Source organism: Herbaspirillum sp. WKF16 (assembly GCF_028993615.1).
In the GTDB taxonomy this organism is placed as follows: domain Bacteria; phylum Pseudomonadota; class Gammaproteobacteria; order Burkholderiales; family Burkholderiaceae_D; genus Herbaspirillum.
Map to the genome: position 1 here is coordinate 3,570,370 of NZ_CP118632.1, position 24,642 is coordinate 3,595,011.

Consider the following 24,642-nt stretch of genomic DNA (forward strand, 5'->3'; position numbering starts at 1 on the left):
ATATGATTTCAGAAAATGATGACGGCCGGATTACTCCGGCCGCGCAGGCAAGACGGCGCCGCCTCCCTCAGGCGACCACCGCCTGCGCCGGCACGCGGCGCAATGCGGCCAGCCAGTCGGCATGCACTTCCGGCGCGCCGCTCCAGACCTGCTGGTGCAGCTGCGACAGCAGGCCGGGTTCTTCCAGCAGGCTGTTCTTCTGCTTGTCGTTCAGGGCGTCCGGGCCGTCCTTGAGCGCGCTGCGCACCAGCTTCTCGCGCAGGTGCCGGGTCAGTTGCGGCACCGCCGGGTGCGCATGCGCGGTGGCGCAGACCAGCGCGTTGAAGGACGGATCGACCACCGCCTCGACGAAGCCCGGCAGGGCCGGCGTTTCGTTGAAGTGGCGCACGGTCTCCAGCAGCTCGAACGGCGGCGTGGTCTCTTCCGGGATCTTGAACAGGCCGGCGCGACGGAAGCCGCGGCCGAACGACACTCGCGACGACAGCACCGAGACCGGCACCGACACGGCCAGCGAACCGGCAATGGGGATGAGCCACCAGATGAAGGACGGGTTAAGCCAGAACACCACCCCGCCCCACACCACACCCAACAGCGAGTGCCAGCCGTGGCGGCGCAGCGCCTCGCCCCAGACGGTCTCGTTGTCGGCGCGCGGCGGCGACTTCCAGCCGGCGTTCCAGCCGAAGAAGGCGCCCAGCACGAAGCGGGTATGGAACAGCATGCGCACCGGCGCCAGCGCCATCGAGAACAGCAGCTCGATCACCATGCTCACCAGCAGCGCCAATGCGCCGCCGAAGCCGCGCGCGCCCTTCACCGCGAACAGCAGCACCGCCAGCACCTTGGGCAGGAACAGGATGGTGGCGGTAGCCGAGACCAGCGCCAGCGCCTTTTCCGGATGCCATTCCGGCCAGATCGGGAACAGCTGGCGCGGCGAGGTGAAGTATTGCGGGTCGATCAGCGTATGCGCCGCCAGCAGCACCGTGGACAACAGCAGGAACAGCGCCCACAGCGGCGCCGAGACGTAGGCCATGACGCCGGTGACGAACACCGCGCGGTGCACCACGTGCATGCCGCGCGCCAGGAACAGCTTGAAGTTCATCAGGTTGCCCTGGCACCAGCGGCGGTCGCGGCTCAGTTCGTCGAGCAGGTTGGGCGGCATCTCTTCATAGCTGCCGTCGAGGTCGTAGGCGATCCAGACCGACCAGCCGGCGCGCCGCATCAGCGAGGCCTCGACGAAGTCGTGCGACATGATCGGGCCGGACAGGTTGCCGCGGCCCGGCAGCGGCGCCAGCGCGCAGTGCTTCATGAAGGGCTTCAGGCGGATGATGGCGTTGTGGCCCCAGAAGTGCGACTCGCCCAGCTGCCAGTAGTGCAGGCCGGCCGTGAACAGCGGGCCGTACACGCGCGTGGAGAACTGCTGGATGCGGGCGTACAGCGTGTCGCGCCCGGCCGCGCGCGGCGCCGTCTGGATGATGCCGGCGCCGGGATGCTCTTCCATCAGGCGGGTCAGCTTGGTCAGGCATTCGCCGGTCATGACGCTGTCGGCGTCCAGCACCACCATGTAGCGGTAGTCGGCGCCCCAGCGGCGGCAGAAGTCGTCCAGGTTGCCGCTCTTGCGCTTGACGCGCCGGCGGCGGTGTCGGTAGAAGATGCGGCCGAAGCCGCCGGTCTCCCGGCACAGCGCGGCCCAGGCCGCGGTCTCGGCGGCGCAGATGTCGGCCTCGCCGCTGTCGGAGAGAATGAAGAAGTCGAAGTGCTGCAGCTGGCCGGTGCGCTCCAGCGACTCGTAGGTGGCGCGCAGGCCGGCGAACACGCGCGCCACGTCCTCGTTGCAGATCGGCATGACGATGGCAGTGCGCGCCTCCGGCGCGATCTCCCGGTTGCCGGCCTTCTCGTGCGAGATCAGGTATTCGTCGTCGCCGCGCATGAGCACCAGGAAGCCGGTCATGGCGGTCCAGAAACCGGCCGACACCCACAGGAACAGCAGCGCGAACAGGCCCAGCACCAGCATCTCCAGCGGCTTGGTGCCATGGTAGGGCAGCACGTCGCTCATGAAGTAGGTGGCCATCGAGGTCTGCAGCACCATCAGCACCAGCAGCGTGATGCGGCGCACATTGCCGGTGCGCTGCCAGTAGCCCTTGGGGTCGGGCGCATCGGACTTGTCGAGGTGGTCTTCGACGTAGTGCGGCTCGGGCGGGTGCTCGGGGGCGGCCTTGGCCTTCTTGCGGCGCCAGCGGCTGGGGCGATGCTCAAGGCGATGGTTTTCTTCCTCGACCCAGCGGGCGAACGGATTCAACTCGCCCCAGGGGCGCGGCACCATGGATTTGCGGTTCAGCGGCGGCGCCACGGCGATGCTCGGCGCGCCGCGATCGCGGCCGATGGCCGGCGCAACGCCGGCTGCGGGCGCGGCGGATCCTTCCGCGGCGGCCGGATACATCAGGCGCAGGCGCGCGTCGACCGAGGCGGGGGCGCCCGCGGCGGGATCGGAATCCGCGCCGCGCCCGGAGGCCTCGGCCAGCACGCGGTGCAGGTCGGCCACCGGATCGCCGGAGCCGATCTCTTCAGTGCGTTGAGCCAGTTCGCGGCGCTGTCCGGCCGACAACGGCAGGCGCTCGAGATAGTCCTCGAGCGCCCGGGATGCGGCCGTCGTCTGCCTTAGTTGGGGGGTAATATGTAGCTCCACGTTTCTGACAAGGTTGTGCCGCCGTTGGCATTGCGCAGGAAACCGCGCAGCTCGACGGGCTTGTTATCTTCCACCCGGCGCAGCTTGACTTCGATGCGCCAGCCGCCGGTGATGTCGTTCTTGCGAGTGGTCACGCTCGCGATCTTGCCGTTGGCGTCGGCTTCCACCACGCCTTCGACGCGGGCGCCGGCCGGCAGCTTCTTGAGCGCGCCGCCGTCGAAGTCGATCGCCAGGGCCTGGCTGTCGTCCTGCTTGCCTTCCTGGCGCGGACGGTAGCCGTGGCCGAAGCGGGTCTGGGTCACCCAGGCCAGCGGCGGACGCTTTTCATTGTCCTTCTGCCACAGCAGGCGGTATTCCACGTTCAGCGGCTGGCCCTGCTTGGGCATGGTGTTGGGAATCCAGTAGGCGACGATGTTGTCGTTGGTCTCGTCGGGCGTGGGGATCTGCACCAGCTCCACGCGGCCCGCCCCCCACTTGCCCTTGGGTTCCACCCACGCGCTGGGACGCGCCTGGTAGTTGTAGTCCAGGTCCTGGTAGCTGGCGAACTCGCGGTCGCGCTGCATCAGGCCGAAGCCCATCGGGTTGTCGAACGAGAAGGACGTCACCAGCAGGCGCTTGGGGTTCACCAGCGGGCGCCACAGCCACTCGCCGGTGCCGGACTGCATCGACAGGCCGTCCGAGTCATGCACCTCGGGACGGAAATCGTCGCCCGGGCCCGGCTGGTTCTCGCCGAACAGGAACATGCTGGTCAGCGGCGCGATGCCCAGCTTGGTGACGTTGCTGCGCAGGTAGACCTGCGCCTTGACGTCCATCGCCGTGTCGACGCCGGGCTTGAGCACGAAGCGGTAGGCGCCGGTGGCGCGCGGCGAATCCAGCAGCGCGTAGACCACCAGTTCCTTGGCCTCGGCCGAGGGACGCTCCAGCCAGAACTCGGTGAAGCGCGGGAATTCCTCGCCGGAATACAGCGCGGTGTCGATCGCCAGCCCGCGCGCCGACAGGCCGTAGCCCTGGCCACGGCCCATGGCGCGGAAGTAGCTGGCGCCGTGGAAGGTCAGCACATCGTCCTTGACCTTGCCCGAATTGACCGGATAGCGGATGCGGAAACCCGCGAAGCCGACGTTGCGCAGCTGGCGCGGGTCGATGCCGCGGTTGGCGCTGTAGTCGAACAGCGCCGGACTGAAGCTGATCTCGCGCACCGCGCCGCCGACCACTTCATTGACCTTGACCGGTTCGTTGAAATTGCCGCCGAGGTGGATGAAGGACAGCTCGAACGGCAGCTTCTGCGTGCGCCACCAGGCCTTGTCGGCGCGGAAGTGGATCTGGTTGGCCTGCTCGTAGCTCAGGTCCTTGATCGACTTGGGCAGGTCGTCGGAAGGCTTCTTGTACGACTTGCCGGCCAGCGCCTTGGCGCGCGCGGCCACGGTATTGAAATCGAAGGCGAATGCCGCCGAATGAAACGCCAGCAAACCCACCAGGGTTGCCGGAACAACAAGACGGCGCCACCAGGACGGTCTTGCGGCGCCGCGCGCGGACGTGGATCCCGGCGCGGGCCATGAGGTGGAGTGAAGCGGCATTATTGTTTTGTCTGACATGCAATTTTCTGGTTGGAGTGCTTTCCCCCGGCTGCGGATCGAACCGCCGCCGGACTGTTCCCGCGCGGGACGGCGGATGAACCTCCGGCCCGGCGTGGAAAGCAGGCGCTAGTTTACCCAAATGTCGCGTGAATTGTTCGTGCGGATGGCTTGAATCCGGCATTTGCCGGAGATATTTCCCGCCGACAATCCCGCCGACGGGAAATGCCGGGCCGACGGAGGCGGCGCCTGCGAGGAACCGTCAACGCAACCCGTGGCGGCGGCGCTCGCCCTAACTCTTCCGTGGCGGCGCCCGGGCAGGCGGTCGAAACTGTTTCGATCCATACGCTGTCTGGTATAAGGGCGGCGGTGGCACAGAAAGTTCCGTGATGCAGCATGCCTCCTGTAACATTGCGGCTCCAGCGACGGCGCGGGGGCGATCCAGACTCGCCGTCGCCGCCGGCCGCCCAACCCAACATCCATCCTGAACGCGCATGTCCACTTCCGCAGGCAAGCTCACCATCGTCGTCGCCACCGACCAGAACAACGGCATCGGCATCAACAACACCCTGCCCTGGCGGTTGCCGGAAGACCTCGCCCATTTCAAGCGCACCACGTCCGGCCACGCCATCCTGATGGGCCGCAAGACCTTCGAGTCGATCGGCCGGCCGCTGCCCAACCGCCGCAATATCGTGATCACGCGCAATGCCGGCTGGCAACACGAGGGCGTGGAGACTGCCGCCTCGCTGCCGGCCGCGGCCGCCCTGGCCGGCGACGAGCCGGCCTTCATCATCGGCGGCGCGCAGGTCTACGCCGAGGCGCTGCCGCTGGTGAACCGCCTGATCGTCACGCGCATCGAGCAGGCGTTCGACTGCGACGCCTTCTTCCCCGTCCTCGATCCCCAGCAGTGGGAAGAGACCGCGCGCGAAGCGCACCGCTCCGACAGCGCCGGTTTGAACTACGCATTTGTGACATACGAAAGACGTTGAACCGGCCGCGCCGGGCGGATGTTGTTTTTCCCCGGTTTTTTCTGAAACAGCGCACCTGTTTCGCGCATATCTGCGACAATCCGGCTTTCTTTTTTTTCGGCGCGCAAGCCCTGCCAGCCCAGGCGCAGTTCCTTTTCACCCCTGAGCGCTAACGCCTCTCCGGCGCTGACGCGCTCAAGCCCTGGAGAACACAATGAAATTCCGTTTCCCCATCGTCATCATCGACGAAGACTTCCGCTCCGAAAACACCTCGGGCCTCGGCATCCGCGCGCTGGCCGACGCGATCCAGGCCGAGGGCATGGAAGTGCTGGGCGTGACCAGCTACGGCGACCTGGCCCAGTTCGCGCAGCAGCAGTCGCGCGCCTCGGCCTTCATCCTGTCGATCGACGACGAGGAACTGGGCTCGGGCTCCGACGAGGACACCGATTTCGCGCTCAAGGCCCTGCGCGCCTTCGTCGGCGAGATCCGCCACAAGAACGCCGACATCCCCATCTACCTGTACGGCGAAACCCGCACCTCGCGTCACATCCCCAACGATGTCCTGCGCGAGCTGCACGGCTTCATCCACATGTTCGAGGACACCCCGGAGTTCGTGGCGCGCCACATCATCCGCGAAGCCAAGTCCTACCTCGACGGCCTGGCGCCGCCGTTCTTCCGCGCGCTGGTGGAATACGCCAACGATGGTTCCTATTCCTGGCACTGCCCCGGCCACTCGGGCGGCGTGGCCTTCCTGAAGTCGCCGGTGGGCCAGATGTTCCACCAGTTCTTCGGCGAGAACATGCTGCGCGCCGACGTCTGCAACGCCGTGGAAGAGCTGGGCCAGCTGCTGGATCACACCGGACCGGTCGCCAACTCGGAGCGCAACGCCGCGCGCATCTTCAACGCCGACCACTGCTACTTCGTCACCAACGGCACCTCGACTTCCAACAAGATGGTCTGGCACTCCACCGTCGCCCCGGGCGACATCGTGGTGGTGGACCGCAACTGCCACAAGTCGATCCTGCACTCGATCATCATGACCGGCGCGATCCCCGTGTTCCTGATGCCGACCCGCAACCACCTGGGCATCATCGGCCCGATCCCGCTGGAAGAGTTCACGCTGGAAAGCATCCAGAAGAAGATCGAAGCCAATCCCTTCGCCCGCGAAGCCAAGAACAAGAAGCCGCGCATCCTGACCATCACGCAGTCGACCTACGACGGCGTGGTCTACAACGTCGAAACCTTGCGCGAAATGCTCGACGGCGAGATCGACACCCTGCACTTCGACGAAGCCTGGCTGCCGCACGCCACCTTCCACGACTTCTACAAGAACATGCACGCTATCGGTAAGGATCGTCCGCGCGCCAAGAAGTCGATGATCTTCGCCACCCAGTCGACCCACAAGCTGCTGGCCGGCCTGTCGCAAGCATCGCAGGTGCTGGTGCGCGAATCGGAAACCGTGCAGCTGGACCAGGACGCCTTCAACGAAGCCTTCCTGATGCACACCTCGACCTCGCCGCAATACTCCATCATCGCCTCCTGCGACGTCGCCGCGGCCATGATGGAAGCGCCGGGCGGCACCGCCCTGGTGGAAGAATCCATCCTCGAGGCGCTGGACTTCCGCCGCGCCATGAAGAAGATCGACCAGGAGTTCGACAATGACTGGTGGTTCCAGGTCTGGGGCCCGGACAAGTTTGCCGAGGACGGCATCGGCGAGCGCGAGGACTGGGTCATCAAGGCCGAGGACGACTGGCACGGTTTCGGCAACCTGGCGCCGGGCTTCAACATGCTCGACCCGATCAAGGCCACCATCGTCAACCCCGGCCTGGCGCTGGACGGCCAGTTCGGCGAAACCGGCATCCCCGCCTCAATCGTGACCAAGTACCTGGCCGAGCACGGCGTCATCGTCGAGAAGTGCGGCCTGTACTCGTTCTTCATCATGTTCACCATCGGCATCACCAAGGGCCGCTGGAACACCCTGGTGACGGCGCTGCAGCAGTTCAAGGACGACTACGACAAGAACGCGCCGATCTGGCGCATCCTGCCCGAGTTCGCCCAGCGCAACCCGCGCTACGAGCGCCTCGGCCTGCGCGACCTGTGCCAGCAGATCCACGAGACCTACCGCGCCTATGACGTGGCCCGCCTGACCACCGAGATGTACCTCTCGGACATGCAGCCCGCCATGAAGCCCTCGGACGCCTTCTCCAAGATGGCCCACCGCGAGATCGAGCGCGTGCCGCTGGACGAGCTGGAAGGCCGCGTGACCTCGATCCTGCTGACCCCGTATCCGCCGGGCATCCCGCTCCTGATCCCGGGCGAGATCTTCAACAAGACCATCGTCGACTACCTGAAATTCGCGCGCGACTTCAACGAGAAATTCCCGGGCTTCGAAACCGATGTGCACGGCCTGGTCAAGCGCGAAGTCAACGGCCGCCGCGACTACTTCGTGGACTGCGTCAAGCGCTGAGCCCCTCCCAGAACAGGCAGGCAGGCAAGGATCAAGCCGACACCGGATTCCGGTGTCGGCTTTTTTCTTGCTTCGCCGATGAAAGAACGATGTAAAGCATGCTTGACATCCGATTTATCGCTCCCTATGATGTAAAGCATACTTTACACACTCTCACGGAGCCCGCCATGTCGGAAATGAAGCACTACAACCGCTATTACAAGGAAATGGGCGGTGCCCTCCTCCTCTACATGCTGACCCTGGTGGTCTCGGTGCGCTACGGCATGCGGCTGGAACACGGCGCGCTGCAAACCGTCGTCTTCGTCAGCCCGATGCTGCCCTTCGTCCTCGGCATCTGGGCCGTGGTGCGCCAGATCCGCCGTTCCGACGAATTCATGCGCAAGGTCTCGGTGGAGCACCTGGCCATCACGGCCGGCATCACCGCCGGCTGGACCTTCACCTACGGTTTTCTGGAAAACGCCGGCTTCCCCAAGCTCAGCATGTTTACGGTCTGGCCGGTGATGGGCGCGGTGTGGGCCCTGCTCAGCGTGAGCGAAGCCATCCGCAGCCGCCCGAAGCACTGACGCGCATGGAAAACAATGTCCGCGGACTGCGCGCGCAGCTGGGCTGGAGCCAGGCCGAACTGGCCGCCCGGCTGGACGTCTCGCGCCAGACCATCAACGCCATCGAAACCGGCCGCTACGACCCCAGCCTGCCGCTGGCCTTCGCCATGGCGAAGGTGTTCGGCCTGAAGATCGAGGAGATCTTCAGGCCGGAGTAAGGAAGCAATCGGGAGAATGCGCCCGGTTCAGAACGAACCGAGGTAGAAAAACCCGGCCAGCGCGCCGCCGAACAGCAACCACAGCGGATGGACCTTGGTCTTGAGCGCGATCACCGCGGTGGCCGCCGTGATCGCCGCCAGGAAGCCGTGGGTGATCGAGGCCTGGGCGATCAGCAGGGCCGAGGCCGCGACCAGGCCGCCGGTCACCGGCAACAGGCCGGCCTGCACGTGGCGCCGCCAGGGCTTGTCCTTGAAGCGTTCCCACACGTGCAGCATGACGATGGTGATCAGCGAGGACGGGCCGAACTTGGCGAAGGTGGTCACCAGCATGCCCCAGAAGCCGGCGACGTGCCAGCCCACCAGCGTCACCACCATCAGGTTGGGGCCGGGCGCGGCCTGGCCCAGCGCGAACAGCGCGCTGAAGTCCTCGGCCGTCATCCAGTGATGCACTTCCACCACCTGGCGCTGCATCTCCGGCAGGATGGTGTTGCCGCCGCCGAAGGCCAGCACCGAGAGCTGGGTCATGATGACGGCCAGCGCGATCAGGGTCTGGCTCATTTCGCGCCCTCCCTCGCCGGGTCTTTGGCAACGTCCTTGGGCGGCGCCTTGGCGGCGAACTTGTCGCCGTAGCGCGCCGTCAGCAGCACGCTGATCGGCGTCATCACCAGCATCACCCACACCAGCGGGATGCGCACCAGCGCGATGGCCACGAAGCAGGCCACCGCGACCGCCGCCAGCACCAGGTTCTTGCGCAGCGGCAGCGCGATCTTGATCGCCATCTGGATCAGCAGGCCGGCGGCGGCCGCTGCCAGGCCGGCGAACAGGTGCCTGACGTTGGGGTCGTGCTGGAAGTGCTGGTAGATCATGCCCAGCAGCACCACCACCACCGAGGGCACCGCGATCAGGCCGGAGATGGCCGCCAGCGCACCCTTCACGCCGCGGAATTTCATGCCCAGCGCGACCGAGAGATTGATGATGTTGCCGCCCGGCAGGAACTGGCACAGCCCCAGCAATTGCACGAATTCAGGCTCGGAAAGCCAGCGGCGGCGCTCGACGATCATGCGGTGCGCCAGCGGCAGCGCGCCGCCGAAGGCGGTCATGCCCAGGCCGAGGAAGCCTGAGAAGAGTTCTCTGGAAGTGGGGGGCGCTGACAGCGCTGCCGGGGTGTCCGGGCCGGGGGCGGAAGTGTTCATGCTGATCTCGTCTTGCGGTGACGGCGTGATTGCCGCATGAACGAAAGGCTACTACCGGGTAGGGTTTTTGTCTAATATATGTCAAATACTTAATTCATATTCATACGATATGTCACCCCAGATCGACCTGCGCCTGCTGCGCTACTTCATCGCCGTCGCCGAAGAGGGCCACCTGACCAAGGCGGCGCAGCGCATCGGCATCCAGCAGCCGCCGCTGTCGCAGCAGATACGCGTGCTGGAAAAGGAGCTGGGCGTGACCCTGTTCAATCGCCTGCCGCGCGGCATGGAGCTCACCGAGAGCGGCGCGGCGCTGCTGACCGACGCCCGCGCCATCCTGGCCCAGTTGGCCTCCACCGTCGCCGGCGTGCGCCGCATCTCGGAGGGCAAGATGGGCCGCGTCGCGGTCGGCTTCACCGAATCGGCCTCGCTGCATCCTTTCGTGCATTCGGTGATCCGCGCCTTTCGCGCAGTGGCGCCCGACGTCGCGCTGACGGTGGAAGAAACCAACACCACCGAGCTGGTCGAGGCGCTGCGCCAGAAGCAGCTGGACCTGGCCTTCGTGCGCTCGCCGGTGGGCGACGCCAGCGGCCTGACGATGGAACCGATGCTGGTCGAGGAGATGCTGGCGGCCTTGCCGGCGGACCACCCGCTGGCAGGCAACGGCCGCAGGAAGAGCATCGCGCTGGCGGCGCTGGCCGACGAGTCCTTCATCATGACGCGCCGCCCCAGCGGCCCCGGGCTGTACGACACCATCATCGCCGCCTGCCACGCCGCGGGCTTCTCGCCGCGCGTGATGCAGGAGGCGCGCAAGAACCTGTCCACGCTGTCGCTGGTGGCCGCCGGCCTGGGGGTATCGGTGATCCCGGCTTCGATGACGCGGGTCAATGCCGAGGGCATCGTCTACCTCAGGCTGAACGATTCCCCCGAGTTGAAGGCGCCGCTGCACCTGGCCTACAGGGAAGAAGGCGTCAGCGGCGCGGCGTCGCTGATGCGCGAGGAGGCGCGCAAGCTGAGCGCGCAGCAGAAGCGGCGTTGAGCGGCGTCGCGCAATCCACCGAACCCTCGGATACCGCATCCCGTTCGGACTGAGTAGCCGCCCAGGCGGCGTATCGAAGGTGCGCTCACGTTTGCCACGGTAGCGCCTTCGATACGATCCTGCGGATCTACTCAGTCCGAACGGTTCTTTGTCATCCGATCAAAAACGGGACGCAGCAGAAGCGGCGTCAAGTGCGCCGCCGCCCAATCCACCGAAACCTCGGATACCGCATCCCGTTCGGACTGAGTAGCCGCCCAGGCGGCGTATCGAAGGCGCGCTCACGTTTGCCACGGTAGCGCCTTCGATACGATCCTGCGGATCTACTCAGTCCGAACGGTTCTTTGTTATCCGATCAAAAACGGGACGCAGCAGAAGCGGCGTCAAGTGCGCCGCCGCGCAATCCACCGAACCCTCGGATACCGCATCCCGTTCGGACTGAGTAGCCGCCCAGGCGGCGTATCGAAGGTGCGCTCACGTTTGCCACGGTAGCGTCTTCGATACGATCCTGCGGATCTACTCAGTCCGAACGGTTCTTTGTTATCCGATCAAAAACGGGACGCAGCAGAAGCGGCGTCAAGTGCGCCGCCGCCCAATCCACCGAAACCTCGGATACCGCATCCCGTTCGGACTCAGTAGCCGCCCAGGCGGCGTATCGAAGGCGCCCTCACGTTTGCCACGGTAGCGCCTTCGATACGATCCTGCGGATCTACTCAGTCCGAACGGTTCTTTGTCATCCGATCAAAAACGGGACGCAGCAGAAGCGGCGCCAAGTGCGCCGCCGCCCAATCCACCGAAACCTCGGATACCGCATCCCGTTCGGACTGAGTAGCCGCCCAGGCGGCGTATCGAAGGTGCGCTCACGTTTGCCACGGTAGCGTCTTCGATACGATCCTGCGGATCTACTCAGTCCGAACGGTTCTTTGTTATCCGATCAAAAACGGGACGCAGCAGAAGCGGCGTCAAGTGCGCCGCCGCGCAATCCACCGAAACCTCGGATACCGCATCCCGTTCGGACTGAGTAGCCGCCCAGGCGGCGTATCGAAGGTGCGCTCACGTTTGCCACGGTAGCGCCTTCGATACGATCCTGCGGATCTACTCAGTCCGAACGGTTCTTTGTCATCCGATCAAAAACGGGACGCAGCAGAAGCGGCGCCAAGTGCGCCGCCGCCCAATCCACCGAAACCTCGGATACCGCATCCCGTTCGGACTGAGTAGCCGCCCAGGCGGCGTATCGAAGGCGCCCTCACGTTTGCCACGGTAACGCCTTCGATACGCTCCTGCGGATCTACTCAGTCCGAACGGTTCTTTGTTAACCGATCAAAAACGGGACGCAGCAGAAGCGGCGTCAAGTGCGCCGCCGCCCAATCCACCGAAACCTCGGATACCGCATCCCGTTCGGACTGAGTAGCCGCCCAGGCGGCGTATCGAAGGCGCCCTCACGTTTGCCACGGTAGCGCCTTCGATACGATCCTGCGGATCTACTCAGTCCGAACGGTTCTTTGTCATCCGATCAAAGACGGGACGCAGCAGAAGCGGCGTCAAGTGCGCCGCCGCCCAATCCACCAAGACACTGGATATCAACATCCCGTTCGGACTGAGTAGCCGCCCAGGCGGCGTATCGAAGGTGCGTTCACGTTTGCCACGGTAGCGCCTTCGATACGATCCTGCGGATCTACTCAGTCCGAACGGTTCTTTGTTAACCGATCAAAAACGGGACGCAGCAGAAGCGGCGTCAAGTGCGCCGCCGCCCAATCCACCGAAACCTCGGATACCGCATCCCGTTCGGACTGAGTAGCCGCCCAGGCGGCGTATCGAAGGCGCCCTCACGTTTGCCACGGTAGCGCCTTCGATACGCTCCTGCGGATCTACTCGGTCCGAACGGTTTTGTTATCCGATCAAAAAAAATGCCGCTCAGTGCTGGACTGAACGGCATTTTTCTTTGCAACACCCTGTCTTGCCGAGCGCCTGAACCCCGCTCAGGTCTTGGGCAGCGTCACGCCGTGCTGGCCCTGGTACTTGCCGCCGCGGTCCTTGTAGGAGGTCTCGCAGATCTCGTCGCTCTCGAAGAACAGCACCTGCGCGCAACCCTCGCCGGCGTAGATCTTGGCCGGCAGCGGCGTGGTGTTAGAGAACTCCAGGGTGACGTAGCCTTCCCATTCCGGCTCGAAGGGCGTGACGTTGACGATGATGCCGCAACGCGCGTAGGTCGACTTGCCCAGGCAGATGGTCAGCACGCTGCGCGGGATGCGGAAGTATTCCATCGTGCGCGCCAGCGCGAAGGAGTTCGGCGGGATGATGCAGACGTCGCCCTTGAAGTCCACGAAGGACTTCTCGTCGAAGTTCTTGGGATCGACGATGGTCGAGTTGATGTTGGTGAAGATCTTGAATTCGTCGGCGCAGCGGATATCGTAGCCGTAGGACGAAGTGCCGTAGGAGACGATCTTGCTGCCGTCGGCCGAGAGGCGCACCTGGCCCGGCTCGTAGGGCTCGATCATGCCGTGCTGCTCCGACATGCGGCGGATCCACTTATCTGACTTGATGGACATGGTATTTCGACAATTTCAAAAGATGGGCAATTTTACGCGAAAAAGGCCGTGTCATGCGGGATTGCGGCGGGCCGGCCGCTGCCGGGCCGATTTCAGCGGCTTTCGTCCGCGTTCTCCGCGGACGGCTCGCGCGGCGCCGGCGTCCTGATCATCGGCGCCACCGCGCGGGCCAGCTGCTCGCTGAGGTCGTCGAAGCGCGCGGCGTCGATGCGCGAGGAAGTGAAATAGGCCTCCTGCAGGTCGGTGCGCCACAGCGTGGGCGCCGCGCCCGAGCGCAGCAGCGTGGCGCGCAGGGTCACGCGATAGGCGCAGCTGGCGGCGCCGGAGCACTCTTGCCGGTCATCCTGGATACGCAGGTAGAGCACGTGCGACACCGCCGAGCGGGCGGTCTTCGAATTGAGCACCGTGGTGACGTTGGCCGCGCGCACGAACAGCGCGTTGACGCCGGCGGCATTGAGCCGGTCCGGCAGCCGCGCTTCCAGGGAGTCGCCGAGGGCGTCGTTCAACTGTTCGCGCTGCGCCGTCGAAGCGGCCGGCGCAGCGCCCTCCGCGCCCGGCTGCGACGGCTGGTACACCACCAGCAGGCGCGGCACCTCGACCGGGATGTCGACGAAGGCCTGGGTATCGATCTGCCGGGCGGCGCAGGCCGACAACAGCGCGGCGGCGGCCAGCAGCGCCGCCTTCCCGCCGATGCCGCGCACCGCGGGCAAGGCACTGCCGAATTTGTGCAACATGTCTCCCCCTCGTTTCGATCGGACTGCACACTCTACCAGCAGCGCCGGCGCCGGCAAATCGCGCTCAGCGCTGCATGCTCTCCCACACCTTCTGCAGCCGCTTGACCGACACCGGCATGGGCGTCTTGAGCTCCTGCGCATAGAGCGACACGCGCAGCTCTTCCAGCATCCAGCGGAACTCGGTCATCTTGGGATCGGCGCGGCCGGCGCGGTCTTTCAGGCCGCGCTGGTAGGGCAGCGCCACCAGGTTCCACTCGGCCAGCAAGCGCGTGTCGCGCGCGGGGTCGGCGCGCAACTTGTCCAGCCGCACGTTGATGGCCTTGAGGTAGCGCGGGTAGTGGCTCAGGTTGCCGTAATCGGTCTCGGCCACGAAGCGCTTGCCGACCAGTTGCGCCAGCTGCGCCTGCATGTCGGCCGCGGCCTGGGCGTGCGCCTTGATGCCTTGCAGCTTCTTGGGCAGCGAGTGGTACTCGGCCAGCACCAAAGCGCACAGCCGGGCAATTTCGTTGACCAGCAAGCTCAGCCGCGCCTTGCCCTCGTCGCGGCGGCGGTTGAACTCGTCGGCGTTGCGCGGCAGCGGATCCTGCAGGAAGGCGCGTTCCAGGCCGGCGTTCAGGATCTGCTCGCGCAGCTCTTCCTGCGAACCCAGCGCCATGAACTGCATGCCCATCTGCTGCAGGCCGGGAATGTTCTTCTCCAGGAACTTGAGCTGTTCCTTCATCTGCAGCGCGAACAGGCGGCGCAAGCCGGTGCGGTGGAAGCGTGCGGCCTCGGCCGGGTCGTCGAAGACTTCCAGGTCGCAGTGCGTGTTACGATCCACCAGCGCCGGGAAGCCGATCAGCGTCTGCGCCTGGCGGCCGGCGCCGCGCGTGATCTCCAGCAGCTCGGGCAGTTCGCCGAAGCTCCAGCCGGTGAGGTTGCCGTACTCGCCGGCCGAGACCGGCGCCGCGGCGGGAGCGGCTTGCGCCTTCTGGCCGCCCTTGGCGGCCGAGGACGGGGACGGGGCCGGGGCCGCGTCTTCGGCGTCGTCTTCGCGCGGGGCGATCGCCACCTGCTCGGCCAGCTTCTGGAACTGCTGGCGCGCCTGGCCGCCGAACTCGGCCTGCAACGCGGCGAGGTTGCGTCCCATCTCCAGCTGGCGACCGTGCTCGTCGACGATCTTGAAGTTCATCGCGTGGTGCGCCGACAGCGTCTCCTGCTTGAAGTCGCTGGCCTTGACCAGGAGGGTGATCTGCTCGCGGATGTCGGCGATGATGGCGTCGGTCAGGTTGCCGCGGCCGAAGGTCTTGCGCTCATCCATGCGCTCGCAGAACTTCGCCGCGTAGTCCGGCAGCGGCACGCAATGGCGGCGCAGCTTCTGCGGCAGCGACTTGATCAGCAGGTGCACCTTTTCCTTGAGCATACCCGGCACCAGCCACTCGCAGCGGTCGGCCGAGACCTGGTTCAGCGCATACAGCGGCACGGTCAAGGTCACGCCGTCGCGCGCCGCGCCCGGCTCGAAGTGATAGGACAGCGCCATGGCGATGCCAGCCACGTTCATGGTCTTGGGGAACAGCTCGGTGGTGACGCCGGCCGCCTCGTGGCGCATCAGCTCGTCGCGGTTCAGGTACAGCAGCCTGGGGTCCTCGGCGGTGGCCTGCTTGTGCCATTTCTCGAAGTCGACGCCGTTGCAGATCTCGGCCGGGATCAACTTGTCGTAGAAGGCGATGATCAGCTCATCGTCCACCAGCACGTCCAGGCGGCGCGACTTGTGCTCCAGGTTCTCGATCTCGCGCACCAGCTTCTGGTTGTGCGCGAAGAACGGCGCGCGGGTCTCGAAGTCGCCGCCCACCAGCGCGTCGCGGATGAAGATCTCGCGCGCCTCGGCGGGATTGATGTTGCCGTAGTTGATGCGGCGCTGGCTGTACACCACCAGGCCGTAGAGCGTGGCGCGCTCGCTGGCCGTGACTTGCGCGGCGCGCTTCTCCCAGCGCGGCTCGCCCCAGGACTTCTTGAGCAGGTGGCCGCCCATCTTCTCCAGCCACTCGGGCTGGATGTTGGCGTTGCAGCGCGCGTACAGCCGCGCGGTGTCTACCAGCTCGGCGGCCATGACCCAGCGGCCGGGCTTCTTGGTCAGGTGGGCGCCGGGCCAGATGTTGAACCTGATGCCGCGCGCGCCCAGGTATTGGGCGTCGTCCTCGCCCTTGAAACCGATGTTGCCGAGCAAACCGGTCAAGAGCGCCAGGTGCAGTTGATCGTAGGTGGCCGGCGCCTCGTTGAGGCGCCAGTTCTGCTCCTTGACGATGGTCAGCAGCTGGGAATGCACGTCGCGCCACTCGCGCAGGCGCAGCTGCGAGAGGAAATTCTCCCGGCAATGGTCCTGCAGCTGGCGGTTGGACTTCTTGTGGGCGATCGCCTCCTCGAACCACTTCCAGATCTTGAGGTAGCTGGTGAATTCGGATTTCTCGTCGGCGAACTTCTTGTGCGCATTGTCGGCCGCGTTCTGCGCCTCCATCGGCCGGTCGCGCGGATCCTGCACCGACAGCGCGGCGGCGATGATCAGCAATTCGCTCAGGCAGGCGTTGTCGCGCCCGGCCAGGATCATGCGGCCCACGCGCGGGTCCAGCGGCAGCTTGGCCAGCTGGCGGCCCAGCGCGGTCAGGCGGTTGACGCCGTCCTGCTCCTCCACCGCGCCCAGCTCCTGCAGCAGCTGGTAGCCGTCGGCGATGGCGCGGCCGGGCGGCGGCTCGATGAAGGGGAAGCTCTCGACATCGGTCAGGTGCAGCGACTTCATGCGCAGGATGACCGAGGCCAGCGAGGAGCGCAGGATTTCGGGATCGGTGAACTTGGCCCGGCCCTGGAAATCCTGCTCGTCGTAGAGGCGGATGCACACGCCCGCGGCCACGCGGCCGCAGCGGCCGGCGCGCTGGTTGGCGGCCGACTGCGCCACCGGTTCGATCTGCAGCTGCTCGACCTTGTTGCGGTAGCTGTAGCGCTTCACGCGCGCCAGACCCGCATCGACCACGTAGCGGATGCCCGGCACGGTCAGCGAAGTCTCGGCGACGTTGGTGGCCAGCACGATGCGGCGCGCATTGCTGATCTTGAACACGCGCTCCTGCTCGGCCGCCGACAGGCGCGCGAACAGCGGCAGGATCTCCACGTGCGGCGGATGGTGCTTGCGCAGCGCCTCGGCGGCGTCGCGGATCTCGCGCTCGCCCGGCAAAAACACCAGCACGTCGCCCGAGCCCAGGCGCGCCAGCTCGTCGACGGCGTCGACCACGGCGTCCATCAGGTCGCGCTGCTCGCGGTCCTTCTGGGCCTGGGAGGCGCGCCCTTCGGCGCGCGCGCGCGCCTGCGCGACTTCGGTGGAGACGCCGCTGCGGTCGGCGTTGTCGATCGGGCGGTAACGGATCTCGACCGGATACAGGCGGCCCGAGACCTCGATCACCGGCGCCGGCACCACTTCCCCGTTCACCTCGCGGCCGAAGTGGCGCGCGAAGCGGTCGGCGTCGATGGTGGCCGAGGTGATGATGATCTTCAGGTCGGGGCGCTTGGGCAGCAGCTGCTTCAGGTAGCCCAGCAGGAAGTCGATGTTCAGGCTACGCTCGTGCGCCTCGTCGATGATGATGGTGTCGTACTGGCGCAGCAGCGGATCGGTCTGCGTCTCGGCCAGCAGGATGCCGTCGGTCATCAGCTTGATCCATGCGCCCCTGGACAAGGTGTCGTTGAAGCGCACCTTGTAGCCGACCAGCTCGCCCGGCGGCGAATTCAATTCCTGCGCAATGCGCTTGGCGGTCGAGGAGGCGGCGATGCGGCGCGGCTGGGTATGGCCGATCAGGCCCTTCTCGCCGCGCCCCAGCTCCAGGCAGATCTTGGGCAGCTGGGTGGTCTTGCCGGAGCCGGTCTCGCCGCTGACGATGACGACCTGGTGCCGGCGCAGCGCCTCGGCGATTTCATGGCGGCGGCCCGAGACCGGGAGCTCTTCCGGGAAGGTGACCGGCGGCAAGGGATTGCGCGGCGCCTGTTGCGCTACCGCGCCGGCGGCGGATCCGGTCTGTGGGCGCCGGCGGCGCTGCTCGTCCGGTTGCGGTTTTCCGGACGATGGGGGAGTAGGTGCTTTGGTAACGGACATGAGGCCGACATTATACCCGTCGCGCCCTCCCCGGGCAGGCTGGAGGCGGCCGCCCGGCGCGCGGCCCGGCTTGCCTGCCGATTTGCAACAAACCGGGACAAATCGCGCCCCGGCCGCGCCGGCGGCCGACGCCGCGGCGCGACGATGGTTATAATGCGCATCATGGAAAATCAGACCCAATTCGTCAACTGGCTGCGCTCGGTCGCACCCTATGTTCACGCCTTCCGCGGCAAGACCTTCGTGGTCGCGTTTCCGGGCGAGCTGGTCACCGCCGGCGGCCTGCAGGTGCTGGCCCAGGACCTGTCGCTGCTCTTGGCGCTGGGCATCCGTATCGTGGTGGTGCACGGCTCGCGCCCGCAGGTGGCCGAGCAGCTGGCGCTGCGCAACGTCGAGGCGCACTTCCACAACGGCCTGCGCGTGACCGACGCCGCCGCGCTCGAATGCGCCAAGGAAGCCGCCGGCGAACTGCGCCTGGACATCGAGGCCGCCTTCAGCCAGGGCCTGCCCAACACGCCGATGGCGCACGCCGCGATCCGGGTGATCTCCGGCAACTTCGTCACCGCGCGTCCAATGGGCGTGATCGACGGCGTCGACCTGCAATTGACCGGCGTGGTGCGCAAGATCGCCGCCGACGTCATCCAGCCCATCATGAACGCCGGCGGCATCGTGCTGCTCTCGCCGCTGGGCTTCTCGCCCACCGGCGAGGCCTTCAACCTGACCATGGAAGACGTGGCCGTCTCGGCGGCCATCGCGCTGCGCGCCGAGAAGCTGATCTTCCTGTCGGAAACGCCGCTGATGAAGGACGCCGGCGGCGCCGAGATCCGCGAGCTGTCCTCGCACCAGGCCGAGGCCGTGCTGTCGGCGGGCTTCCTGCCGGCCGACGCCGCCTTCTACCTGGCCAGCGTGGTCAAGGCCTGCAACGCCGGCGTCTCGCGCGCGCACATCGTGCCGCTCAACACCGACGGCTCGGCCCTGCTGGAACTGTTCACCCACGATGGCGTGGGCACCATGGTCACCTACGAGAACCTGGAAAGCCTGCGCCAGGCCACCATCGAGGACGTGGGCGGCATCCTCAGGCTGATCGAGCCGCTGGAAGCCGACGGCACCCTGGTCAAGCGCGGCCGCGAACTGATCGAGCGCGAGATCCATTACTTCTCCGTGATCGAGCACGACAACGTGATCTTCGGCTGCGCCGCGCTCTACCCCTTCCCCAAGGAACGCATGGGCGAGATGGCCTGCCTTACCGTCAATCCCGAAGTGCAGGGCCAGGGCGACGGCGACCGCATCCTCAAGCACATCGAGACGCGCGCCCGCGAGGCCGGGCTGACCAAGCTGTTTGTGCTCACCACCCGCACCTCGCACTGGTTCTTGAAGCGCGGCTTCATGCTGGCCGGCGTCAACGACCTGCCGCAGGATCGCCAGCAGATCTACAACTGGCAGCGCAAGTCGCAGGTGCTGATCAAGAATCTCTACTGACAATACCCATCCAGCATCGCATCATTGCCGGCAGCGGGCAGGCTCGACGAAAGCAGCATCACGCAGAGCCGCCGTCGCCGGCGCAACACCCCAACTGAACAAGGAATCGACATGGCACGCATGGTCCACTGCATCAAACTGAACAAGGAAGCCGAAGGCCTGGACTTCCCGCCGTACCCGGGCGAACTGGGCAAGCGCATCTATGAAAGCGTCTCCAAGGAAGCCTGGGCCGCCTGGCTCAAGCACCAGACCATGCTGGTCAACGAGAACCGCCTGATGCTGGCCGACGCGCGCGCGCGCAAGTACCTGGCCACCCAGATGGAGAAGCACTTCTTCGGCGAAGGCGCCGACGCCGCGCAAGGCTACGTGCCGCCCAGCGACTGAGCCCGGCCGCACCCGGGAACGCCGCCGCGGAGCAATCCCCGGCGGCGTTTTTCTTTGCGCCCCATCCCGCGCGCCAAGTGGCACTACAATGCCTCTTCCTACCTTAGCCCGCTGGAGAACAAGTTGCCCTTCCGTGCACCGCGCATTTCCGTCCTCGCCGTCAGTCTTTCCATCACGCTGCTGAACCTGCCTGCCCTGCCCGTCCATGCGGCCGACGTCGCCGTCCCGGCACGCGCCAACGCCAGGGTCGCCCCGGCATTGCCGCCGGGCGTGACGCAAGGCCCCTCGGCCGAGGGCATCACCGAATATCGCTTCGCCAACGGTTTCAAGGTCCTGCTGTTCCCGGACGACTCCAAGCCCACCGTCACCGTCAACATCACCTACCTGGTCGGCTCGCGCCACGAGAACTACGGCGAGACCGGCATGGCCCACCTGCTGGAACACCTCATGTTCAAGGGATCGCCCGGCTATCCGGCGATCCCGCAGGAGTTCAGCAAGCGCGGCATGAACTTCAACGGCACCACCTGGCTGGACCGCACCAACTACTACGAGACCTTCCAGGCCGGCGCCGACAACCTGCGCTGGGCGATCGCCATGGAAGCCGACCGCATGCTGCACTCGAACATCGCCAGGAAGGATCTCGACACCGAGATGACCGTGGTGCGCAACGAGTTCGAAAGCGGCGAGACCCAGCCCAACAGCGTGATGTTGAAGCGCATGCAAAGCGTGGCCTACGACTGGCACAGCTATGGCCGCGCCACCATCGGCAACCGCAGCGACATCGAGAACGTGAAGATCGAGAACCTGCAGGCCTTCTACCGCACCTACTACCAGCCCGACAATGCGGTGCTGCTGATCGCCGGCAAGTTCGATCCGGTGCAGGCGCTGCAATGGGTCGGCCAGAGCTTCGGCCGTATGCCCAAGCCCAAGCGCAAGCTGCCTGAGTTCTGGACGGTGGAACCGGTGCAGGACGGCGAGCGCCAGTTCGTGGTTCGCCGCAAGGGCGACATCCAGCTGGTGGCGGTGGCCTACAAGATGCCGTCGGCGCTGCATCCGGACGCCAACGCGCTCTCCTTCGCCGGCGCCATCCTGGCCGACACGCCCAACGGCCGCCTGCACAAGTCGCTGGTGGAGACCGGCCGCGCCAGCGAGATCTACCAGATGCAGCTCAGCGGCTATGCGCCGGGGCTGCAGATGATCGTGGCCGCGGTCAAGGCCGGCGCGGACATCGAGCCGGTCAAGCAGGAGCTGATCGCCGCCATCGAGTCCTTCGCGGCCACGCCGCCCAGCGACGAGGAAATGAACCGGCTGCGCCGCGAGAGCGGCAACGGCTTCGAGAAGCTGCAGAACAATCCGCAGCAGCTGGCGGTGGCGATGTCGTCGGCCATCGCCCTGGGCGACTGGCGCCTGCTGTTCGCCGACCGCGACGAGGAACAGCGCGTGAGCGCGGCCGAGGTCGCCGCTGCGTCCGCGAAATACTTGCGCCGCGACAACCGCACCGTCGGCCTGTACCTGCCGGAGGACCAACCGCAGCGCACCGAAGTGCCGGCCGCGCCCTCGCTCGATGCGCTGCTGGCGCAGTACAAGCCGCGCCCGCCGGTAGCCGCCGGCGAAGCCTTCGAACCGGCGCCGGGCAACATCCAGCAGCGCACCACGCTGATCCCGGCCGGCCAGGCGCCGCATACCGCGCTCAAGCTGGCGCTGCTGCCCAAGAAGTCGCGCGGGGAGACGGTATCGGTGCGCATGAACCTGGAGTTCGGCGACCGGCAAACCCTGTTCGGCCAGCGCGCCGTGGCGCAACTGACCGCCGCCATGCTCATGCGCGGCACCGAGCGCCTGGACCGCCGCCAGCTGGCCGACGAATTCACGCGCCTGAAGATCAGCGGCAACGTCTACACCTTCCAGACCACGCGCGCCAACCTTGCGCCGGCGCTGGCGCTGGTGGCCGAGGTGCTGCGCCGGCCGCGCCTGGACCCCGCCGAGTTCGCGCAGCTCAAGGACGAGACCCTGGTCTCGCTGGAGGCCTCGCGCAACGAGCCCGAGGCGCGCGCCGCCGAAGCGCTGGCGCAGCACTTCAACCATTACCCGCCGGGCGACTGGCGCGCCGCGCAAACACTGGACGAGCGCATCGCCGCCCTGCGCGCGGTGACGCTGGAACAGGTCAGGCAATTCCATGAGCGCTTCTACGGCGCCTCCAACGGCGAGCTGGCGGTGGTGGGCGACTTCGACCCGGCCGCCGCGCGCACGGCCATCGACCAGGCCTTCGGCGGCTGGAACAGCGCCGCGCCCTATGCGCGCGTACTGCCCACCTGGGCCGACATCGCCGCCACGCGTGAAGTGGTCAACACGCCGGACAAGGAGAATGGCGTCTACTACGCCCGCCAGAACGTGCGCCTGCTCGACAGCGATCCGGATTACCCGGCGCTGGCCGTGGCCAACTACCTGCTGGGCGGCGCCAGCCTGAAGTCGCGCCTGGCCGACCGGGTGCGCCAGCAGGAAGGCCTGTCCTACGGCATCGGCTCGGGCCTGAACGTGGGCGCCGTCAGCGACGCCGGCAATTTCGTGGTGCGCGCCATCGCCGCCCCGCAGAACCTGGACCGCGTGGACGCCGCCGTGCGCGAGGAAATCGCCCGCCTGATCAAGGACGGCTTCACCCAGGACGAGCTGCTGCGCGCCAAGTCCGGCATCCTGCAGCAGCGCAACCAGCAGCGCGCCACTGACGGCGGCGTCGCCGCCGGCTGGACCTCGCTGCTGAACCTGGGACGCGACTTTTCCTGGCAGCAGCAGCTCGACCTCAAGATCGCCGACCTGACGCTGGACCAGGTCAACGCCGCGGCGCGCAAGTATTTCGATCCGGCGAAGATGAGCGTGGTGATTGCGCGGGATGAGGCGAAGGCGGGGCAGAAGTAAGCCCCTCATGCGCCGGCCGCACTCGCACCGCTGGCGCGCCAAGCCCCTCCTCCCTGTCGTTCAGCGAACGTCGAGGCACGACGAAAGTCACTGGATCCCCCGCTTTCGCGGGGACGACAGGCAGTGAGATAGCGCGACCTGCGAAGGAACAAACCCCTCCTCCATGTCGTTCCTGCGAAAGCAGGAACCCAGCGTCTTCAGCGGCCGTCGGGGCGCGACGAAAGCCACTGGATCCCCGCTTTCGCGGGGACGACAGGCAGTGAGATAGCGCGACCTACGAAGGAACAAGCCCCTCCTCCCTGTCGTTCCTGCGAAAGCAGGAACCCAGCGTCTTCAGCGGCCGTCGGGGCGCGACGAAAGCCACTGGATCCCCGCTTTCGCGGGGACGACAGGTAGTGAGATAGCACGACCTGCGAAGGAACAAGCCCCTCCTCCATGTCGTTCCTGCGAAAGCAGGAACCCAGCGTCGTTCAGCGGCCGTCGGGGCGCGACGAAAGCCACTGGATCCCCGCTTTCGCGGGGACGACAGGCAGTGAGATAGCGCGACCTGCGAAGGAACAAGCCCCTCCTCCATGTCGTTCCTGCGAAAGCAGGAACCCAGCGTCTTCAGCGGCCGTCGGGGCGCGACGAAAGCCACTGGATCCCCGCTTTCGCGGGGACGACAGGCAGTGAGATAGCGCGACCTGCGAAGGAACAAGCCCCTCCTCCATGTCGTTCCTGCGAAAGCAGGAACCCAGCGTCGTTCAGCGAACGTCGAGGCACGACGAAAGTCACTGGATCCCCGCTTTCGCGGGGACGACAGGTAGTGAGATAGCACGACCTGCGAAGGAACAAGCCCCTCCTCCATGTCGTTCCTGCGAAAGCAGGGACCCAGCGTCGTTCAGCGGCCGTCGGGGCGCGACGAAAGCCACTGGATCCCCGCTTTCGCGGGGACGACAGGCAGTGAGATAGCGCGACCTGCGAAGGAACAAGCCCCTCCTCCCTGTCGTTCCTGCGAAAGCAGGAACCCAGCGTCGTTCAGCGGCCGTCGGGGCATAGCGAACTGCGCCAATGAAAAAGGCCGTGTCACTGACACGGCCTTTTTCATCAGCGCCCCGACTGCACCGGGGCCGATACCACACGGATATCAGAACTCCAGCTTCTTCACTCCATCGGCGGTGCCGAGCAGGCAGACATCGGCGCCCTGGCGCGCGAACAGGCCATTGGTGACCACGCCGACGATGTTGTTGATCTTGTCCTCGACGCCGGCCGGGTCGGTGATGGCCAGGCCCAGCACGTCGATGATGTAGCAGCCGTTGTCGGTGACCACCGGCTTGCCTTCCTTCACGCGCAGGCGCGGCTCGCCGCCCAGCGCGGCCAGCTTGCGCGCGGCCACGGCGTGCGCCATCGGGATTACTTCCACCGGCAGCGGGAACTTGCCCAGCACCTCGACCAGCTTGGAGCCGTCGGCGATGCAGACGAACTTGCGCGCCACCGACGCCACGATCTTCTCGCGCGTCAATGCCGCGCCGCCGCCCTTGATCATGGCGCCCTCGCCGTTGATCTCGTCGGCGCCGTCGATGTAGACCGGCATGGTCTCGACGTCGTTGAGGTCGAACACCTGGATGCCGTGCGAGCGCAGGCGCTCGGCGGTGGCTTCCGAGGACGCCACCGCGCCCTTGATGCGGTGCTTGATCTTGCCCAGTTCATCGATGAAGAAATTGGCCGTGGAGCCGGTGCCCACGCCGATGATTTCACCGTCCACCACGTAGTCGATGGCGGCCTTGGCGACCGCCTGCTTGAGTTCGTCTTGAGTCATGATTTTTC

At 66.2% G+C, this 24,642-nt stretch carries 16 protein-coding genes; 8 read left to right on the forward strand and 8 right to left on the reverse strand.

Features of this window, described 5'->3' with window-relative positions:
* Positions 1-67: 67 nt before the first annotated feature.
* Together mdoH and Herbaro_RS16155 are read right to left on the reverse strand one after the other, a co-directional pair.
* Complete coding sequence (gene mdoH, locus Herbaro_RS16150) at positions 68-2,680, reverse strand: glucans biosynthesis glucosyltransferase MdoH (RefSeq protein ID WP_275010635.1); 2,613 nt, start codon at positions 2,678-2,680, stop codon at positions 68-70.
* Positions 2,653-4,272 (reverse strand): glucan biosynthesis protein G, encoded by a 1,620-nt coding sequence (locus tag Herbaro_RS16155; protein WP_275010636.1) that lies wholly within the window; start codon positions 4,270-4,272, stop codon positions 2,653-2,655. Before Herbaro_RS16155 ends, mdoH begins: the two co-directional genes overlap by 28 nt.
* Positions 4,273-4,745: 473 nt before the next feature.
* Between Herbaro_RS16155 and Herbaro_RS16160 the strand changes: the two genes are divergently transcribed.
* The 4 genes from Herbaro_RS16160 (at position 4,746) to Herbaro_RS16175 (ending at position 8,446) form a co-directional block, all read left to right on the forward strand.
* Positions 4,746-5,240, forward strand: a complete 495-nt coding sequence (locus tag Herbaro_RS16160) for a dihydrofolate reductase (RefSeq protein ID WP_275010637.1) — start codon at positions 4,746-4,748, stop codon at positions 5,238-5,240.
* A 193-nt stretch (positions 5,241-5,433) separates the two neighbouring features.
* Positions 5,434-7,686 carry an arginine/lysine/ornithine decarboxylase gene (locus Herbaro_RS16165; protein WP_275010638.1) on the forward strand — a complete coding sequence of 751 codons (2,253 nt, stop codon included), beginning with the start codon at positions 5,434-5,436 and terminating at the stop codon, positions 7,684-7,686.
* 167 nt (positions 7,687-7,853) lie between these two features.
* Positions 7,854-8,249: a hypothetical protein gene (locus Herbaro_RS16170; RefSeq protein WP_275010639.1), complete on the forward strand. Its 396-nt coding sequence runs from the start codon at positions 7,854-7,856 to the stop codon at positions 8,247-8,249.
* Between the two features lie 5 nt (positions 8,250-8,254).
* On the forward strand, positions 8,255-8,446 hold the full coding sequence (locus Herbaro_RS16175; protein ID WP_275010640.1) for a helix-turn-helix transcriptional regulator: 192 nt from the start codon (positions 8,255-8,257) through the stop codon (positions 8,444-8,446).
* Positions 8,447-8,473: 27 nt separating this feature from the next.
* On the opposite strand, the gene Herbaro_RS16180 is transcribed toward Herbaro_RS16175, so the two are convergent.
* The gene (locus Herbaro_RS16180) at positions 8,474-9,004 is read right to left on the reverse strand and encodes a chromate transporter (RefSeq protein ID WP_275010641.1); all 531 of its coding nucleotides are present in this window, start codon (positions 9,002-9,004) and stop codon (positions 8,474-8,476) included.
* The gene (locus tag Herbaro_RS16185) at positions 9,001-9,639 is read right to left on the reverse strand and encodes a chromate transporter (protein ID WP_275010642.1); all 639 of its coding nucleotides are present in this window, start codon (positions 9,637-9,639) and stop codon (positions 9,001-9,003) included. The genes Herbaro_RS16180 and Herbaro_RS16185 overlap by 4 nt, the downstream gene beginning before the upstream one ends.
* 109 nt (positions 9,640-9,748) lie before the next feature.
* Between Herbaro_RS16185 and Herbaro_RS16190 the strand changes: the two genes are divergently transcribed.
* Positions 9,749-10,675 carry a LysR family transcriptional regulator gene (locus tag Herbaro_RS16190; RefSeq protein WP_275010643.1) on the forward strand — a complete coding sequence of 309 codons (927 nt, stop codon included), beginning with the start codon at positions 9,749-9,751 and terminating at the stop codon, positions 10,673-10,675.
* A gap of 1,976 nt (positions 10,676-12,651) precedes the next feature.
* Here the strand turns inward: Herbaro_RS16190 and dcd are convergent.
* The 3 genes from dcd to hrpA form a co-directional block, all read right to left on the reverse strand.
* A complete protein-coding gene (gene dcd / locus Herbaro_RS16195; RefSeq protein ID WP_275010644.1) occupies positions 12,652-13,221 on the reverse strand; it encodes a dCTP deaminase in 570 nt (189 codons plus the stop codon).
* Between the two features lie 92 nt (positions 13,222-13,313).
* Positions 13,314-13,955 (reverse strand): hypothetical protein, encoded by a 642-nt coding sequence (locus Herbaro_RS16200; RefSeq protein ID WP_275010645.1) that lies wholly within the window; start codon positions 13,953-13,955, stop codon positions 13,314-13,316.
* 64 nt (positions 13,956-14,019) lie between these two features.
* Positions 14,020-18,066, reverse strand: coding sequence for an ATP-dependent RNA helicase HrpA (gene hrpA, locus Herbaro_RS16205; RefSeq protein ID WP_275010646.1), 4,047 nt, complete (start codon positions 18,064-18,066; stop codon positions 14,020-14,022).
* A 162-nt stretch (positions 18,067-18,228) separates the two neighbouring features.
* Here hrpA and argA point away from each other — a divergent pair, with 162 nt between their 5' ends.
* From argA to Herbaro_RS16220, 3 genes are all read left to right on the forward strand, one after another.
* The gene (gene argA, locus Herbaro_RS16210) at positions 18,229-19,542 is read left to right on the forward strand and encodes an amino-acid N-acetyltransferase (protein ID WP_275010647.1); all 1,314 of its coding nucleotides are present in this window, start codon (positions 18,229-18,231) and stop codon (positions 19,540-19,542) included.
* 111 nt (positions 19,543-19,653) lie between these two features.
* Entirely contained in the window at positions 19,654-19,926 is a 273-nt protein-coding gene (locus Herbaro_RS16215) for an oxidative damage protection protein (RefSeq protein ID WP_275010648.1), read from the forward strand.
* Between the two features lie 123 nt (positions 19,927-20,049).
* Positions 20,050-22,836 carry a M16 family metallopeptidase gene (locus tag Herbaro_RS16220; RefSeq protein WP_275010649.1) on the forward strand — a complete coding sequence of 929 codons (2,787 nt, stop codon included), beginning with the start codon at positions 20,050-20,052 and terminating at the stop codon, positions 22,834-22,836.
* A gap of 1,126 nt (positions 22,837-23,962) precedes the next feature.
* On the opposite strand, the gene rpiA is transcribed toward Herbaro_RS16220, so the two are convergent.
* On the reverse strand, positions 23,963-24,634 hold the full coding sequence (gene rpiA, locus Herbaro_RS16225; protein ID WP_275010650.1) for a ribose-5-phosphate isomerase RpiA: 672 nt from the start codon (positions 24,632-24,634) through the stop codon (positions 23,963-23,965).
* Between the last annotated feature and the right edge of the window lie 8 nt (positions 24,635-24,642).

Bases quoted from the DNA above. Each gene is read 5' to 3' on its own strand.
- Herbaro_RS16160 (WP_275010637.1), top strand. From the start codon at position 4,746: ATGTCCACTTCCGCAGGCAAGCTCACCATCGTCGTCGCCACCGACCAG.
- Herbaro_RS16170 (WP_275010639.1), top strand. From the start codon at position 7,854: ATGTCGGAAATGAAGCACTACAACCGCTATTACAAGGAAATGGGCGGT.
- Herbaro_RS16175 (WP_275010640.1), top strand. From the start codon at position 8,255: ATGGAAAACAATGTCCGCGGACTGCGCGCGCAGCTGGGCTGGAGCCAG.
- rpiA (WP_275010650.1), bottom strand. From the start codon at position 24,634: ATGACTCAAGACGAACTCAAGCAGGCGGTCGCCAAGGCCGCCATCGAC.
- Herbaro_RS16180 (WP_275010641.1), bottom strand. From the start codon at position 9,004: ATGAGCCAGACCCTGATCGCGCTGGCCGTCATCATGACCCAGCTCTCG.
- Herbaro_RS16165 (WP_275010638.1), top strand. From the start codon at position 5,434: ATGAAATTCCGTTTCCCCATCGTCATCATCGACGAAGACTTCCGCTCC.
- dcd (WP_275010644.1), bottom strand. From the start codon at position 13,221: ATGTCCATCAAGTCAGATAAGTGGATCCGCCGCATGTCGGAGCAGCAC.
- Herbaro_RS16215 (WP_275010648.1), top strand. From the start codon at position 19,654: ATGGCACGCATGGTCCACTGCATCAAACTGAACAAGGAAGCCGAAGGC.
- Herbaro_RS16190 (WP_275010643.1), top strand. From the start codon at position 9,749: ATGTCACCCCAGATCGACCTGCGCCTGCTGCGCTACTTCATCGCCGTC.
- argA (WP_275010647.1), top strand. From the start codon at position 18,229: ATGGAAAATCAGACCCAATTCGTCAACTGGCTGCGCTCGGTCGCACCC.
- Herbaro_RS16155 (WP_275010636.1), bottom strand. From the start codon at position 4,272: ATGTCAGACAAAACAATAATGCCGCTTCACTCCACCTCATGGCCCGCG.
- Herbaro_RS16185 (WP_275010642.1), bottom strand. From the start codon at position 9,639: ATGAACACTTCCGCCCCCGGCCCGGACACCCCGGCAGCGCTGTCAGCG.
- Herbaro_RS16200 (WP_275010645.1), bottom strand. From the start codon at position 13,955: ATGTTGCACAAATTCGGCAGTGCCTTGCCCGCGGTGCGCGGCATCGGC.
- hrpA (WP_275010646.1), bottom strand. From the start codon at position 18,066: ATGTCCGTTACCAAAGCACCTACTCCCCCATCGTCCGGAAAACCGCAA.